This window comes from Vibrio sp. Isolate23, from assembly GCF_022398095.1.
Classification (GTDB): Bacteria; Pseudomonadota; Gammaproteobacteria; order Enterobacterales; family Vibrionaceae; genus Vibrio; species Vibrio coralliilyticus_A.
Window position 1 is genome coordinate 215,445 of the sequence record NZ_JAKEUV010000001.1, and the last position, 16,157, is coordinate 231,601.

8 protein-coding genes are annotated in these 16,157 nt (G+C 44.2%); 2 read left to right on the forward strand and 6 right to left on the reverse strand.

Going from position 1 to position 16,157, the window contains the following annotated elements:
- Window positions 1-2: 2 nt before the first annotated feature.
- From L1D31_RS01010 to L1D31_RS01020, 3 genes are all read right to left on the reverse strand, one after another.
- On the reverse strand, window positions 3-488 hold the full coding sequence (locus L1D31_RS01010; protein ID WP_239835244.1) for a hypothetical protein: 486 nt from the start codon (window positions 486-488) through the stop codon (window positions 3-5).
- The gene (gene tssI / locus L1D31_RS01015) at window positions 488-2,581 is read right to left on the reverse strand and encodes a type VI secretion system tip protein VgrG (protein ID WP_239835245.1); all 2,094 of its coding nucleotides are present in this window, start codon (window positions 2,579-2,581) and stop codon (window positions 488-490) included. The genes L1D31_RS01010 and tssI overlap by 1 nt, the downstream gene beginning before the upstream one ends.
- Before the next feature lie 71 nt (window positions 2,582-2,652).
- Window positions 2,653-3,171 (reverse strand): Hcp family type VI secretion system effector, encoded by a 519-nt coding sequence (locus L1D31_RS01020; RefSeq protein ID WP_006961152.1) that lies wholly within the window; start codon window positions 3,169-3,171, stop codon window positions 2,653-2,655.
- Between the two features lie 461 nt (window positions 3,172-3,632).
- Between L1D31_RS01020 and tssH the strand changes: the two genes are divergently transcribed.
- Complete coding sequence (tssH, locus tag L1D31_RS01025) at window positions 3,633-6,305, forward strand: type VI secretion system ATPase TssH (protein ID WP_239835246.1); 2,673 nt, start codon at window positions 3,633-3,635, stop codon at window positions 6,303-6,305.
- Window positions 6,292-7,935 (forward strand): sigma-54-dependent Fis family transcriptional regulator, encoded by a 1,644-nt coding sequence (locus tag L1D31_RS01030; RefSeq protein WP_239835247.1) that lies wholly within the window; start codon window positions 6,292-6,294, stop codon window positions 7,933-7,935. The genes tssH and L1D31_RS01030 overlap by 14 nt, the downstream gene beginning before the upstream one ends.
- A 52-nt stretch (window positions 7,936-7,987) precedes the next feature.
- Here the strand turns inward: L1D31_RS01030 and L1D31_RS01035 are convergent, their stop codons facing one another.
- The 3 genes from L1D31_RS01035 to L1D31_RS01045 form a co-directional block, all read right to left on the reverse strand.
- Complete coding sequence (locus L1D31_RS01035) at window positions 7,988-12,721, reverse strand: OmpA family protein (protein ID WP_239835248.1); 4,734 nt, start codon at window positions 12,719-12,721, stop codon at window positions 7,988-7,990.
- A complete protein-coding gene (locus L1D31_RS01040) occupies window positions 12,721-13,821 on the reverse strand; it encodes a hypothetical protein (RefSeq protein ID WP_239835249.1) in 1,101 nt (366 codons plus the stop codon). The genes L1D31_RS01035 and L1D31_RS01040 overlap by 1 nt, the downstream gene beginning before the upstream one ends.
- 117 nt (window positions 13,822-13,938) lie before the next feature.
- Complete coding sequence (locus L1D31_RS01045) at window positions 13,939-15,654, reverse strand: hypothetical protein (protein ID WP_239835250.1); 1,716 nt, start codon at window positions 15,652-15,654, stop codon at window positions 13,939-13,941.
- Window positions 15,655-16,157: the final 503 nt, after the last annotated feature.

Genomic DNA, 16,157 nt, shown 5'->3' on the forward strand with positions numbered 1-16,157 from the left:
GCTTAGTTGATAGCAACCGTTCCGCCCTGAATTTTCTGGGCTTTTTCAGCCTGTGAGGTTACATATTTAGCTTGAGTCGTAATTCGATCGTCTCTGCCACTGTAACGAGTTTGAGTATCACCGCTCTTCACAATGAGCTCTTGCGACGTTTCTATCGTCATCTTCTCTGCTCGAATTATCACTTCATCGCCATCATTCAGCATGGAGAAGAAAATATCCGTCACCACAGGCAGGCTAACATCCTGATTAATAAACTCAATACGACAATTTAGCTTATTATCCATGGCTAGTTTAAGCTCTGACTTTCTAAAGCCACGACCCAACCTGGCAGAAAGGGGTTGACCGAATGGATTACCTTCGAAGTCGACTCTCACACTGTCCTGAGTTTCGTTAAAGTCGACTATGGTGCCAAAACGGGAAAAGCAAGCCGATTGCTCGGCTTGCTGCGTTTCTAACTCTAATTGTTCTAGGTGCTTTTGCTGTTTCATTAGTTAATCGCTACGTTGCCACCCTTAATCACCACTTTGTCGCTTCCTTCAACCGTAATGGATGAACCGGAAAGCTTAATGCTGCCGTCGCTGTTCATCACCAAAGACGACCCACCAGTTTTCAAAACAATTTTGTCACCACTGATCACCTGTGTCGCAGCATCGGCTTTGTATGACGTATTACCTTTCACCGAAACCGTCAGGTTTCCACCTATAGTCAGGTTATCATCAGCACCTATGTCAGCTGAGCGAGAAGCACCGACCGCCAAGTTGCTGTTTTCCCCCACGTCTAAGTCATCATTTTTGCCAATCTTAGTCGAGCGGTTATCACCAATATCCAGTGTCGAGTTATTTTTAACCGTTTGAGTTTCGTTGGCGTTATATGTCACCGTAACGTCCTGCTCAACGGTTTCAGTAAATGTACTGTTTACTTGAGTCGTTTTGTGTCCGTCGATGGTTTCTTGGTGGTCACCGAAGACTTCATTAGTTTGATGACGGCCTACTTTAAGGAACTCGTCCTGACCAATCTCACGGTAACGGTTGTTCAGCACCTTAGTCGACATGTCTTTTTGAGCATGGAAGTAAATTTCTTCCTGATTCGCTTCATCCTCAAAGCTCATCTCATTGTAGCCAGTGCCCTTGTGCGTTTGAGTACGGAAAGTTGTACGCGTTTTGTTCTCAGGCAATGAGTACGGAGGATAATGCAAACCATTGTATACCGCACCAGTTACTAGCGGACGGTCAGGATCGCCTTCAAGGAAAGTAACGACCACCTCGTGCCCAATACGCGGTAGATACACCGCTCCCCATGTTGGCGCAGCCATAGACTGACTGACACGAATCCAACAACTCGCATGCTCATCATTGTTACCGTATCGATCCCAGTGGAACTGTACTTTAATTCTACCCAATTTATCTGTGTAGATTTCTTCGCCCGCCGGACCGACCACAACCGCTGTCTGTGGGCCATCCACCATAGGTGCAGGCAATTTCGGCGCTTTGAATATTACGTCTCGAGGAATACAAATAAATTGATTCTGATAAGTCGTAGGAGCACCGCTGTTTTCATCTTCATGCACTTGCGGATCATGACCACTATGGATGACAGACAGCATAGTATAATCGCGGTTGATCGCACTACGTGGGTGCTCGCTAATGTTAAAACTGTAGCCAGGCACGACCCTCATGATATTCGACTCGGCTTCGATCTGCTGATTTTCTACCTGATGGTCAGCAATCCATTCTGAAGCGCGGACTTGCCCCATCGCTGGGTCAACATAACGGCCAGGATAGTCAAACTGCTTAAGATCCTGATCTAAAGGACCGTCACTGGACATTTCCTGAGGGATCTTAGGCTGCTCATAATTATAGTCCGTGTAAGTTATACTTCCCGTCCTTACACGATTTATCGCTGCTAGCTCAAAAATATGTTCACGATCTGCTACACCACCTGCGTCTGAATGATAGACCAGTGGCCCGACATAAGAAGCATTGATCGGCGTATTGAGCAATTCCGGAATAGCATCATTACTGTCGACGATAACCATGGTGTGATTACTTTCGGCGTGCTCGAAGTAGTACCACATACCATGTTCAGCAAGCATACGCTGAACAAAGTTGCTGTCACTTTCACGATACTGCAGTACATATTCTTTTGGCGGATAAACACCTGATAACTCAAGGCGGTAATCAGTGACTGAAGCGTCATCAAGCACTTGAGAAATGATATCTGGAGCAGCTAAGTTCTGGAAAATTCGACAGTCTTGACGCTGCGTCATGAACCACATTTGTGGAACAAGAATAATTTGATAGCGAGAGAATCGACGCCCTGAACCAAGGAATCGTACTTCATTTACGACACCGTGGAACAAACGAGCAGAACCCACACCCTGACCAAATAATGTCAGGAGCGCAGGTTTACGGATAAGTTCATCAAAAGTAATATCAGCATCAAGTGAAAGTAATGAGAGGCTGACTTGAAATGGTTTCGACAGTTCTTCAGTTACTTGAAAACTTTCAACACGAAATTCATGACCACTACCCTGAACTTCAAATTTAAATTCTACGTCACTCGTACCTTCGTTATTTGGCATACCTTTCACCTGATACAAATAATAATATCAGGGCCAACCTAAGTTGGCCCTTAGCGTTCTGTAAGACGATCTTACGCTTCGCGTGGAGCACGCCAGTCGTCGTTACCGCCTTTACCCATAACTTCGTGAGTTACTTCGATAGCACGGTAAGTGAAGCTCAATACTTCTTCAGTTACACGGTCAGAAGTAGCAGCATCTTGACAGTGAGCCATACGAGTTTGCATATCTACTAGAAGAGCATCGATTAATTTGATTGTGTAGTAATGCTCTTGCTTACCTTGTACTGAAGTACGGTAGAACTTGATGTTACACTCAGGCAGTTTTTCACCAGAAACTAGTGCGTTGAATAGAAGTGGTGAACAGCAGTCTTGTGCTTTAGTAACGATTACAGGCTTGTGAACACGTTGACCTGTTGGCTGACCACTTTGTGGATCACGTGGAATAGTTAGTACGTGATCAAGTTCTTGAACTAGGAACTCATCAACGTGAGCTTCTTGCCATGAGTTACCAACTGAGTCAGCTGAGTAAGCGTCTTTTGTGATATCGCCTTGAGTTTCGCCTGTGATAGACATATATGCAGGAGTTGGCATCTTGTATTCCTTCTAAAAAATTCTATTTATTTAAATTCACCAAATCGCTTATTACCGCGACCCGAATAGCTTAATACAAACTCCGTGCCAACTTTTCAACCCATAAAAATCAACAACTTATGAAATCAATGTTATTATTAGTGTAATCTATCAATTCAATAAATTGTAAAATTTAACAACTTCTTGTGATTTAAAAACAATTTATTGTTGCTCAGAAAACTTGGTAAAACAACGGCTGGCAATAGAGTAAAAAAAGCGTTATTAACGGCCATTTAAGACAGAATAACTAAAATAACAATCATTGTGACGGTCGCATGTAAAAAATAGGGTTTTAAACTATTCAATATCGCTTAACAAACAACCATGAAACACCTGTTAAAATAGCGGAGAAAAAAAAATGACTTTTATTATTTAGTACAATTCGAGCCAACTTTAAACAAACCATAAGCTCGATAAAGACAATGATAAATATTAATCTATCTTCATTAATCCAACGTCTGCACCCTATCGCAAAAGTCGCGCTAGAAGACGCCGCAGCTTTAGCTGTATCGGAAAAGGCCAACGAAGTACAAATTGAGCACTTCCTGCTAAGTTTGCTTGAAAGACCGAATAGTGATTTCGATGTTCTGCTTGCACACTTCGACTGTTCGGAAAACATTTTACGTCAGTCGATTCGCTCTACTTTAGATACAAGCCCAACAGGTAACGGTGGAAAACCTGTCTTTTCGGCTTTATTGATCGAATGGTTACAAGAAAGCTGGCTAGTTTCTTCATTAGACCTATCTCAAACCCAGATCCGTTCTGGTGCATTACTACTTACCTTAGTCAGTAACCCTCTACGATACGGACAGCATGGATATTCTGCTCTTCTTGAAACAGTAAACCCAGACAGCCTAAAGCGTAACTTTGGCGAGCTAACCAGCCATTCCCTTGAGGCTCAGGTTGCAACATCTGAGAACACTCAAGCTCGTGAGGAAGGTTCGGCACTGAGCAAGTTTACAACCGACTTTACCGGGAAAGCGCGTAAAGGCGAGATAGACCCTGTTTTCTGCCGCGATCAAGAAATTCGCCAAATCGTCGATATTCTTGCTCGTCGTCGTAAAAATAACCCAATCGCTGTGGGTGAACCAGGTGTGGGTAAAACGGCAGTGGTAGAAGGGCTGGCACTGAAAATTGTTCAAGGCGAAGTGCCTGATAATCTGAAAGGTGTTGAGCTTTATGGCTTAGATATGGGTCTACTTCAGGCTGGTGCAAGCGTCAAAGGTGAATTTGAGAAGCGCCTAAATGCCGTTTTAGATGAAGTAAAAAATTCACCAACACCAATCATCTTATTTATTGATGAAGCACATACGCTTGTCGGTGGTGGTAACCAAGCTGGCGGTAGTGATGCTGCAAACCTGCTTAAGCCAGCTCTTGCCCGTGGTGAAGTAAAAACAATCGCAGCAACAACTTGGTCTGAGTACAAGAAATACTTCGAGAAAGACCCAGCGCTTGCTCGACGTTTCCAACTGGTTAAACTCGATGAGCCATCACCAGAGCAAGCGGCTCTGATTATCCGTGGTCTGCGCCCTGCTTATGAAAAATCTCACAACGTTTACGTTCGTGATGATGCCATCACAGCCGCAGCTGCGCTTTCTGCTCGTTACATTTCAGGTCGCCAACTGCCAGACAAAGCTATTGACGTTCTGGATACTGCTTGTGCACGCGTCAACATCAGCTTAAATGCCGTCCCTGCTTCTGTCGAAACTTTGCAGCAAGAGCTTGCTGCTCAAACTCGCGAACTTGAGGCTCTTGAGCGTGACCAACTTCAGCAAACAGGCGACAAACACAGCCTAGCTTCTATTCCAGATCTAAAAACCAAGATGGAAGAAACCCAAGCTGAACTTGAAATCCAAGAAGCTCAATGGAAAAACGAGAAAGAGCAAATTGAAGAAATGATCGCTTTGCGAACTCGTCTTCATGAGCTTGTATCTGGCGAAGAAATTGAAGTTGCTGATGCTGAAGAAGAAGGCGAAGAAACGCAAACCTCTCCTTATGCAGAAATGGATGAAGAAGCAGTGCGTATTGCTATTGCAGCTTGCCAAGAGCAACTGGATGCCATTCGTGGCGGTAACCCACTAGTGCACTTTGAAGTTGGCCCAGATGAAGTCAGCCACGTGATCTCTGACTGGACTGGCATCCCTATGGGTAAAATGCTTCAAGATGAAGCAGAAACAACTCTGAAACTGAAAGATAGCCTCACTAGCAATATCAAAGGCCAAGAATACGCTATCGATGCTTTGGCTGAAGGGATCCAAACGGCAAAAGCCGGCTTAGGTAATCCAGATGCACCAACAGGCGTGTTCTTACTTGTCGGCCCAAGTGGTGTAGGTAAAACAGAAACTGCACGTGCTATCGCGGATCAGCTATTTGGTGGAGAGCGCTTTATGACCACCATCAACATGTCAGAGTTCCAAGAGAAACACACTGTTTCACGCCTGATTGGTTCACCACCAGGTTATGTTGGCTATGGTGAAGGCGGAATGCTTACAGAAGCGGTACGTCAACGTCCATACTCTGTTGTTCTATTGGACGAAGTAGAGAAAGCGGACCCAGAGGTACTTAACCTGTTCTATCAAGTCTTTGATAAAGGCACACTCAACGATGGTGAAGGCCGCTCAATCGACTTTAAGAACACCTTAATCATCATGACAAGTAACCTAGCAACTCATGAAATTGAGTCACTGGTACAGCAGTCTAAAGATATTGATGCTGGTGTAATTGCAGAAGCTATTCGCCCAACCCTAAACCAACACTTCAAGCCAGCTCTACTTGCTCGCATGTCAGTATTGCCGTTTGTTCCTCTATCAGACGAAGCAATGACAGACATCATCCACCATAAGTTGGGTAAAGTGTCAGAGCGTCTGCAGAATCATCACAAGCTGTCATTGAACTATGACGTTACCCTAGTCGAATTCGTACTCGGTAACTGTCGCTTAGCAGAAACCGGTGCACGTAATATTGATGCGGTAATTAATCGCCAATTACTTCCTCAACTGTCGACCCAACTACTAGTGCACGACAAGGACGAGTCGCATAGTCAGATCACTGTCTCTGTCGATGAGCAAGGAACGCTATCTTATGCGTTCAGCTAATCAGAACGATCTGAGTAATGCACTGTTAGCGATCAGCCAGTCTCTGGCTGATCGTACCCAGCTTGCACAAACTTTGGATGCGGTGCTCACAGCAGCGCGTCAGATGACGTTTTCCAAACACGGCATCATCTACGTTCTTGATCAGACGGGTCAGGCTCTGATCCCAAGTATTGTTCATCACAACGAACAAGCGCTCACTTCACACCCTTGGCAAGCTCTCTCGTTCGATCAAACTAGCCAAACCGATCCGTTTAACTACGCGATACAGAATGGCGAAGTCGTTCTGATTAACGAGCTTTATCAGTACAATGGTTATGATTGTGAAGCCATCTATGAGACAGAGCTTACGCTTGGTATCAAAAGTGCCAACCTACTTGCATGGCCACTCGTTGATGACAGCGGTAAAACCATTGGTTTATTAGCTCTATTCGACTTGAGCGTAATAGATAATGAATCGGCTCTAACGGCATTTTGCAATATGGCAGCAAACAGTATTCGACAAGCCGTTTGGCTCGAAGAATACGGCTATATGATCAAAAGCCTAAATGCCGATAATGCCGCTTTAGTCCGTGAGAACCAACACCTCAAAAAGCGCAAACAAAGCCACTACACTGGGCCGATTGCAGAAAGCGAACAAATGCTGGAAGTTCTTCGTCGTTTAGAGAAAGTACTGACGCTTCCAGTCGATGTTTTACTTCGAGGTGAGACAGGTGCAGGTAAAGAGGTCATCGCGAAATACATCCACGAGAACTCCAACCGCGCCGATCAACCTCTTATTGTGCAAAACTGTGCGGCGATTCCTGAGCAATTGCTTGAGTCTGAACTTTTTGGTCACAAAAAAGGTTCATTTACCGGTGCAGATAAAGACAAGGTCGGCTTGTTTGAAGCTGCTCATGGCGGAACTCTTTTCCTTGATGAAATTGGTGATATGCCATTATTGCTTCAAGCTAAGCTATTGCGTGTTTTGCAGGAGCGCAAAGTACGTCCTGTTGGGGCCAGCCAAGAAGTCGAGGTGGATGTTCGTGTTGTCGCGGCTACGCATTGTCATTTGATGGATAAAATCAAAAATGGCGAGTTCCGTGCTGACTTGTTCTATCGCCTCAATGTCTTCCCTATCACCCTTCCTCCTTTAAGAGAGCGAGAAGCAGATATTTTGCCGCTAGCCGAACATTTCGTAAAGCAGAGCGCTTCTAACTTAGGCCTTGCTCAAGCGCCAGGGTTTAGCGCTAAGGTGCAAAAGCAGCTTCAGGAATACTCATACCCCGGAAACGTTCGCGAACTTAAAAACATCGTTGAGCGTGCATTGCTCCTGTCGGATTTTGAAACGATCAGTCAGATAGAGCTAGGTGAAGCTGAGGCCTTAGTGGATGAGCCTCAAATAGCAGAGCCCATTGAGGTAGAGATCGAGCCATCGCTTATCGTTGAAGATGAACCCGAAGAGGAATCCACAGAAGTCATTGATTACTCGAAAGGTCTTAAGGAAGCGGTAGGCGAATACGAGAAGAACGTCATTCTCGACTGCCTGAATGCCTCTAACTGGCAAATCAAACGTGTGGCGGAGCAGCTATCACTGCCTGTCAGCACATTGAGCCACAAAATGAAGAAGTACGATATTTCCACAACGAGCTAAATTGTGCAGGTGTTGGACAATAATAAAAAACCGCCATTTCTGGCGGTTTTTTCTATATCTGCAGTAACTCGGGTTCTGGTGCTTTCAATAACGTGGATTTATCCTTAATCCACTTTTCAAGCCACTCCGCTCGTTTCTCTTCTGTATCCAGTTTTTGCCAGTAACGTGCGGCAGACAGGTTAAACACTTCTTGCTCAGGTGCTGTTTCACTCCAAGGTTTATTACCCGTTATTTGTTTGGCCTGTGGCAACCTCAAGGAAACATCTGGCAATGGATAAGCTTCGTTAAGCGCCGTTTGCTGTAATGAATCAATGGAAAGAATAAATGACTTCAAATCTTTACCATCAACAATATCACCATAAGGTCGAAGCCCTTTTACATGTTTACCCGTCGGTGACACGTAGCTAAAATCAAAGCACATCAAGTAAAGGTGCTTTTCTTCCTTCCCTTTTAGAATCCCCTCGTAGTCACCGCTTTTCTCTTCAACATATTTCAGAGCATCACGGGCAAAATCCGGCAGACCATTATTTAACGGGCTATCGTGTTCAAGTTCAAAATCGTAAACAGCTTCATGATAACCAGAATGACCCATTTCATAACGAGTCGTTTGCTTGATCGTCACTTTGCCCGAATAGTACATGTAGTCATGAATTACAGGCCCTTGTTCTGCTAGCTTGAGCGTCATTTGGCATTGGTCTGCATTGAGATCCATGGTGTCATACTCTTCGTGAGAAGTTTCATCACCCAGCATCGCCACATAGATCTTAAAGGACTGTTCTTTTTCCCAGTTAAACTTGTTGATTGAATCGAAAGATGTCCATTGTTCAGAAATTCTAAGCTCACCATCAATTTCGATACCAAGGATACTAGTCACATCACCTTTCAAGGCTTGAGGTGTGTTATCGCGCTTAGAAGTCGATTCACTCATGACAAACTCTTCGATCAAGAAGTCACGATCGTTGAGGATTTTTTTCTGTGAAGCGCTTTCACTCACTATATAATCTTTGCCTTGAATACCGTAATGCATGCGCTTTTCATGGGTTTCAGTACCTTGTTTGTTCCAAGTTGCCAATGGCAAATCAATGTTATCTAAGCGGAAGATATAACGCATAGCATCAAACTCATTGGCTTCATTCAGGTATTCAAATGCTGACTGCCCTTTCACAAAGGCGGAGATTTCATCCAACCATGTCGCAGCACAAAGTGGTTTCACGCCATTAATTTGGTTTGCACCGAACCAGAAGGTAGGTTCAAACTCAACGGCAGATAATAATAAATCCTCTTGTGAAGCCCCTTGAGAATCAAAGTACTCGGCAATTTCATTGTTCGGGTCGATGAAGCCTTCTTTACCTTTGTGCGTGAAGAGTACGTCAAAAGATGGCCCAACAATATCAAAGCCCGTGACTTCTGCACGGTAGTCAATCGCTTGTGTAAAGACTGACTTCTTACTCTCAGTGGCCTTTGCGGTGAGAATGACCTGAACTTTGACACGAGTCATCGGCCCTATCTTTCTTTGTCCGCCTTTTTCGAGCCAATCCTTGTAAGTGCACCAACCTGAAACTAAACCGTTGTTCGCGTCAGAGTCTGCGCTTTCTTGGACCAGAAGTCGCGTAAAGCCAATATCTTCTTTCTTAAGATTCTGCTTGTTTAAATCGAAGTCTCTACAGAACTGCTCAAGAGAGTTAGTGACCGTATCCAAGTACAACGCAGTTTGGACAGGGAAACCACTGTTGAACGCCCCAAATACTTTGTTGCTCCAGTCAAGACCATAGTAATAGTTACTACCTAGACCATAATATGAAGGCTGAGTGTGAAAACGGTTTATCCAGTTTTGAGCCAGTGTATTACTAACATTGACAGGCGCTTCCCAGTCATCGCTCATCACGTAATTCTCGATAAACTGACCGACACGGTATTTCTCAACCAATTCGTCATAGCTGGTAAAAAGCCCTTGCTTAGACGAAATAATGGCCAATAACTCGACTAAGGAGTTAAGCGCGTAAGCTCTTAGTAAGAATCGCTTGAGGAGTTCTTGTTGAGAAATCTTACTGTTCAGATGCTGGTCCACCTCTTGATCGGATTCAACATCTTTTTCAATTGTATGATCTAACTCGTTATAGATTTTTAGGACTTCTCGGTTGATATCACCCAACGTGTTGAGATCTGTCTTGGTCTTATACCTCTGTTTAAGGTCTTCAAACGTGCTTTGCCCGAACAAATCATCGTAAAAGTCTGCGGCACTGCTCATTAATTGCCCTGTTTCTTTAGCCAAGAAATAATAAGCAGCGTATGGAGCCGCCGGAGTAAGTAGTGCAACACCAGCAATAGCGTCGAACGTGGACATCCATAGCTCTTCTTTTAGCGTATCCGCCTCTAGCATGAACGATTGCCAGATTTGATGATACCCTTCCAGCTTCATACTACCAGATCGGCTCGGTGGCAGAACCACCTTATAATCCGGTACCACCAAACGCACTTCGACTCTTCGGTCAGCCGCAATATCTGCACTATCCGATTGATCAGTCGTATCCTCATAGTTAGATGCATCACCTTTTAGCAACGCGCTTTTACCGAAGTAACGAGTAATCAGTCTTGGTTCAATTGCCTGCTTATCTTCTGCATTCGCCAATAGTTTTTCTGACACAAACTCAGCTCTGCGTTTAGAAACCTTTAGGTTATTATCTTCGGTTCCTATCAAGCCGGCGTGACCATCAATTAAGATCTGATAGCTTGGATTCGCTTCCAGTAACATGGTGAGTTTATTACAGATATTGTCGAAGCCTGAATACAATGGCCGTACTTCGTTCTCAAGGTCAGAAGAGTTAAACTGGAAATTAAGATGCAAGGCGATACCTTGTGCATCTTCATAGATTCTTGCATCTTCCCCAAGGCTCTCCTGAATATCTTGAGCTTTGCTGTACCATGACTCTTTGTCATTGGATTTCCTAATAAATGTCAGGTGATTTAAGTAATGACCTGACATTTCTTCAAGCTTATTATACGCAGCTTCGCCATTAGTGATAGCATGCCTATAGCCTTTATACCCTTCCCACGAACTGATCGCAGCACTACCTGTCGCAACAATCGGTAAACCTCTTGAAACCATTGTTCCAGACATCCATGATTTGGAGAGTCTGCCGACTGCAGATTGAAAGCTTTTGCTGCCCGAAGCATCTCTACCAATGGTGAACTGACGTTTTAAGTAAGGGTAATCAAACACCTTTTTCCTAAATATCAGAGCCGCTGTTTGACTAAAATTCAGCTGACGCTTTGCTAAGATATTTGCTATTTTGACGCCTTTTAACGCATCTTTCCTTGCGGCGATGGCCGCATGAACAGCCAACCCACTCATCACGATATCTGGGATAAGGCCCTGTTCGGTATTCTCCCATAACGAAAGGCCGATGGTTTTGGCAATGTCACCCGCAGGACCGTTAAGCTTGAGGCCATCCATCGACACAAAGTCCGATGTAATCGAGTCGTAGGTTTTTAAAATAGTGCCAGTTAGCGACAGGCTGCCCAAACCTGGGGTCGATTTCACCAGATGCGTCAAACCATTGGTGGCATAATCTTGATAACTCGGCAATTGAGTCGGAAACTGCTGAATCAACGTTTCTTCTAAGGTGATCATATCGCCACATACACAAGCCACTTTGCCAATTCCCGGGCTAGGTTTAAACGTCAGCTTTTCGTATAGCTCATAGGTGTAAACATCTTGTGGTTCCTTTTCACCTTCACGGCATTCAATGGTCTTAGTTATATTCGCCAAGGTGACCGTATCGGGTAATTTAGCGTCGGGGTTGTCTTGTGTCTGTTCCCATAACCGTTTCCAAAACTTAACCCGAATCAGATAAAATCCATCATCTATCTTAGTCGGATCAAGGTGAAAAAATGCGCTAGGTAAACCAATGTCTTCTGTACCATCTGGGAAGTAATAGGTTGGCTTAGCAACTAAAGCGGTTGCAATCACTTCTTCAGACGCTTCACCGACACTGTCTGACTTTATATTGAGCAACGGCTTGACCAAGGTCACTTCTGCGCCAACGTACAAGGGGTCGGTAAACATCACGGCACATGTATGCATCTGCGGCACCATAAAACCGAAAATTGGCTTGTCGGGGGTTTTGAGCTTTAGCTCACGCCATTGATTGTAAGTTTCTTGCTGCTCTGTGAGGGCTTCACCATGCTCAGCAACATAAGCAGGGGCGAGTTGACTCGGTAATATTTTACTGAGTTTAAAATTAACCCCAGTTTGTGATTGATCCACTTGTTGAACAAAATCACGAAGGTTCGCCGCCAAATCACCGGCCTCGGCTGCGCCACTCTCAGCTTCTGGATCACCGATCATCTGTGCCAACCAACTGACTGGAGGGAAACTAAGCTCATACTCAGTATCGGACTTGATATTTTCTACCCTAGCACTGTGATTAAGTAATATACGTTCAGTTTGATCCGACTCTGGAGCGCCGCTGTTGTCCTCTGTCGTCTCAACGAGCTCTCCTTCAATCGGCTGACCCTCTGAGTTTTTAATGGGCTGACCTAGTCCTAAATACATTAGTTTACCAAAACGATCTGTGCCCCAAATTTGCGGCTTGTCGCTAGCGGATAAGGCGCCCAACACAACAGGGGTTAAAGGAATCGGACGAACTTTTTTATTTAAAAAGTCAATAGATGATAGGTCTCCGCCCATATGCCAATCTGTGAATATGGTGTTACCATCCGCGTCTTTACTCTGATCAAATACAGAGCCAAGCAAGTAAAAGCTTTTATCTAAAGTTGGTAACATTACTCACTCTCCTTAAACCAGTCACCATTATTGGCAAACGCGTTATAAAGGCTTATAGATTCAAGGCTTCGGTTATGACCCAATGGCCGCCAAGACCATGCTTTCTTAGTCGCTAGCTCACGAACTTCCATCACCATTGCATTCTGACTGGTTGAAATATAATTGGCATGCAAGCCTACAATGTAAGGAAAACCACTTGTCCAATTGGAGTCGTTTTTGCCAGATGTTTTATTCTTAACATTGACATAGAAAGAGTTTAGACGGTTTTTAACCCAGACATGGTCACCCAAAGGGCTGATTGAACGATGTTCAGCTCGAGACTCTTTAATTGAGTATCCATTATCCCAGTGAATAGCCCCTAACCGTTCATTGCTACCTTCTAAATACTCTGACACTGCAGTATCCGCGACAACTCGTCGCACACCACCTTTTATAACACTCGTATCGTTAATAGAAAGACCCGTATCTACTTTAGTCTTTTCATGAGTCGTTGCATCCCACTTATACACCGCTTTACCACTTGTATCCCTAGTCCGGTAGTAAAGGTAACTGCTGTCTTCGGCCCATAAAAAGCCGATAGGTCCGGGGTAGTCTAGATGATAGGTCTGCTGCGTTTTGAGATCATATACCGCTTTCGCCGTGCCACCATAACCAAATGCCAAATAGCGGTTGTTAGGAGAGCGTACCATCTTCCCTGCTCCCTCTGAGGTTGGATTTGGAAGGTTATCAACCACTAAACGTAAATCCGTACCATCGGTTTTCATGCTCCAGATTTTTACCTGACCTTCGTACTCGTTATACATAGGGTGCGGCTCGTAGCCACGATCATGACTTAAATTAGCCCAAAAGAACTGCACCCGAGGTAAGTCGTAGGAGCTAGCATCATTTAAATCTTCACGAGGCCATTCTTTAGCACGGTAGACAAAATACCTCGGCATCAATTGTTGTTGGCTAACAAAGCCCGAGTCTTCGGTAAACTGGCGAATTTTGGTCGGCTCCATGGTGTAGAGGTTATTCTCACCTACGTAAGTTTTTCCGTCGTCCTCGCCACAGCCGAACAAAAGCCCGATCAATAGCAGCAATGGAATGATTTTTTTCATAAATTAACCTAGCAAATTATTCGTTTTTAACGCTTTTTTAATAAAACGCATGATTCAATCGTATTTGATGGCTATGTGCCGGCCGCACAAAACTAAACCCATTGTTCTTCTCATTGCTTAACCCAGTAGTTTTGAAACAGGAATACCTTCTTCCATCACAATAAGGTGCTGCGTTCCCGCTCCAAGGTTAGAGTGCGCACCACGAACAAGATCCACCTTCTCAACTTCTGGTGGTGGGAAAGAGAAATAAAATGTTTTGTAACCTTCATCATCGAGCTGAGCAGCACGCATAAACGACTTAGACATCCACTCATTTTCTCGACAACGTAAGGCAAAGAAATCATCTTCCTGATCAAAACTTTCCTCATAGAGATAACGTAGACAAGGTAGAGCGCCTTTGGGAGCCATTTTCACTGCCGCAATATTGCAATTGTTCTGGCTATTGACGAGCGCCCCTGATGCTGCTTGAGTGCTGGTTTTTGGTACCGCTCGCACTAAATCTCCAGCATTATCAAATGATTGATTACTACTGTACATTTCAAGATCAGTAAGAGGCTCTGCAATGGAAGCAGGATCACTCTCCAATTCAGACAACTGAGTCAACGTCAGCCTTTCTGCACTGTAATGCAAGTAACATTCGCTCTGCACTTCTCCGGCCACCTTATACGGCACCCAAATATGGGGTAGCGGCACACCTTGCGCAATTCTCTCTGTTGTACTTCCAGCTTTGAATGGACTTTCTTTAGTCATTAAGGTGAGAGGCTCTAGATCAAGATCTGTGAAAACCACTTCTACCTCTTCATCTGTCAAGCCAAAGACTCGCGCGGTTTGGTCAGTCGACAACTCTCCTTGGTATACTGACTTTCCGCCCTGAATCACCTCAAATGGTTCCTCGCCGACATAGTAATCTTCTATTAAGGTTCCACCGTCAATATCAACATGCCTCAACCTTTTCGCCGTTACGGGCTCCTGATTACGATAGAAATCAATATCTACATCAGCAAAATAGCTCTTCGAGGTCACTTCGAGCTCTCGCCAAACTTTGTTATTCCAAACAACATAGAAGTAACCAGAATCTAGCATTTCAGAAGTATCGTCGCCATTGAGGACAGGGAGTATTGGCACTAACACATTATCCCATTCATCCATCTCGTCGCTGGCGTCCACTGGCTCAACATTCTCTGCCAGTAATAACTTGAGTGGGGTGGCAGAGCCGCTAATAGGAATGGCTAAATAAAGATTCCTTGGTTCCGCTTCGAGGCCCTTAAAAACGGCAACACTGCGGTGGCTTTTGCTAGAGTCTTTGCGAGGTTTGGCAATCTTTTCTTTCTGATTGTCCGTTGCGGATAAAATCAGGTAAGCGGCATTACTAGGCCACTGCCCCGCAAACTCAATCACGATTTTTTTATCCGGAGACGGTTCAACAGGCGTATAGCTAAGGTTGCGCGCCAAAGGTACATCGTCTGTAACAGCCTTGTAGTTCGCTTTGATGATCTTTTTAGGTTGTTCAGCGGCAAATTGATCAACCCGCATTTTCAGCGCTGGATACGCTTCAAGCTGAGCATCAGAGAGAGGAGTTCGCCGAGCAAAGGAGGACAAAGCCACCCACTCTGCACGTACAAGACGCTGTTTGATAGAAGATAATAGGCTGTGGGTATCTTTTTTAGCCGACTGAGGGAGAGTATCAGACAAAGGCTTAGGGAGCTGTCTGAGTATATCCTGAAGATTGCGCGTACGCGAAAGCTGCCCGATGCATTCATCTGGCGACAGTATGTAGTCTAACACGTCCCTAGAAACTGAGTTTCCTGGAACAAATTTGCAAATTAATTGCATTTTAGTTCTCCACAACCATTAATGTCTTTTGATTGCGGTAACAAGTAGACCCTAAAAGAGGTCTCTGTAACGATTTGGTGGCCTTCATGGTAATAAGTTACTTATTACATTTCAACAAGCTAAATACAATAAGTAAAATAAACCAGTAAAATAGGCACAATAACTCAAAATAACACCACTTTAACTAATCATTACATCATTAGTCCACATAAAGGCATGTCTCATTTATGGCAACCAAAATTCATAAAAATGACGCCCATTCCATACTGAACAGTTTGTGATTACATGTTAGTAATTATTACTATAATCAGCTGTCGTTTCTAATATTGATGACTAAGATGCATTGTATCTACATCTGTGACTTTATTAATATACGCTGAGTGAATAAGAAATAAAAAAAAGACGTGATTGAATATCACGTCAATGTACCAATATATTGTAGATACTAAACAGATAGTATTCACCACCTGTGCAGGATAGCACCCTAAGGCGCAGCGCCACTA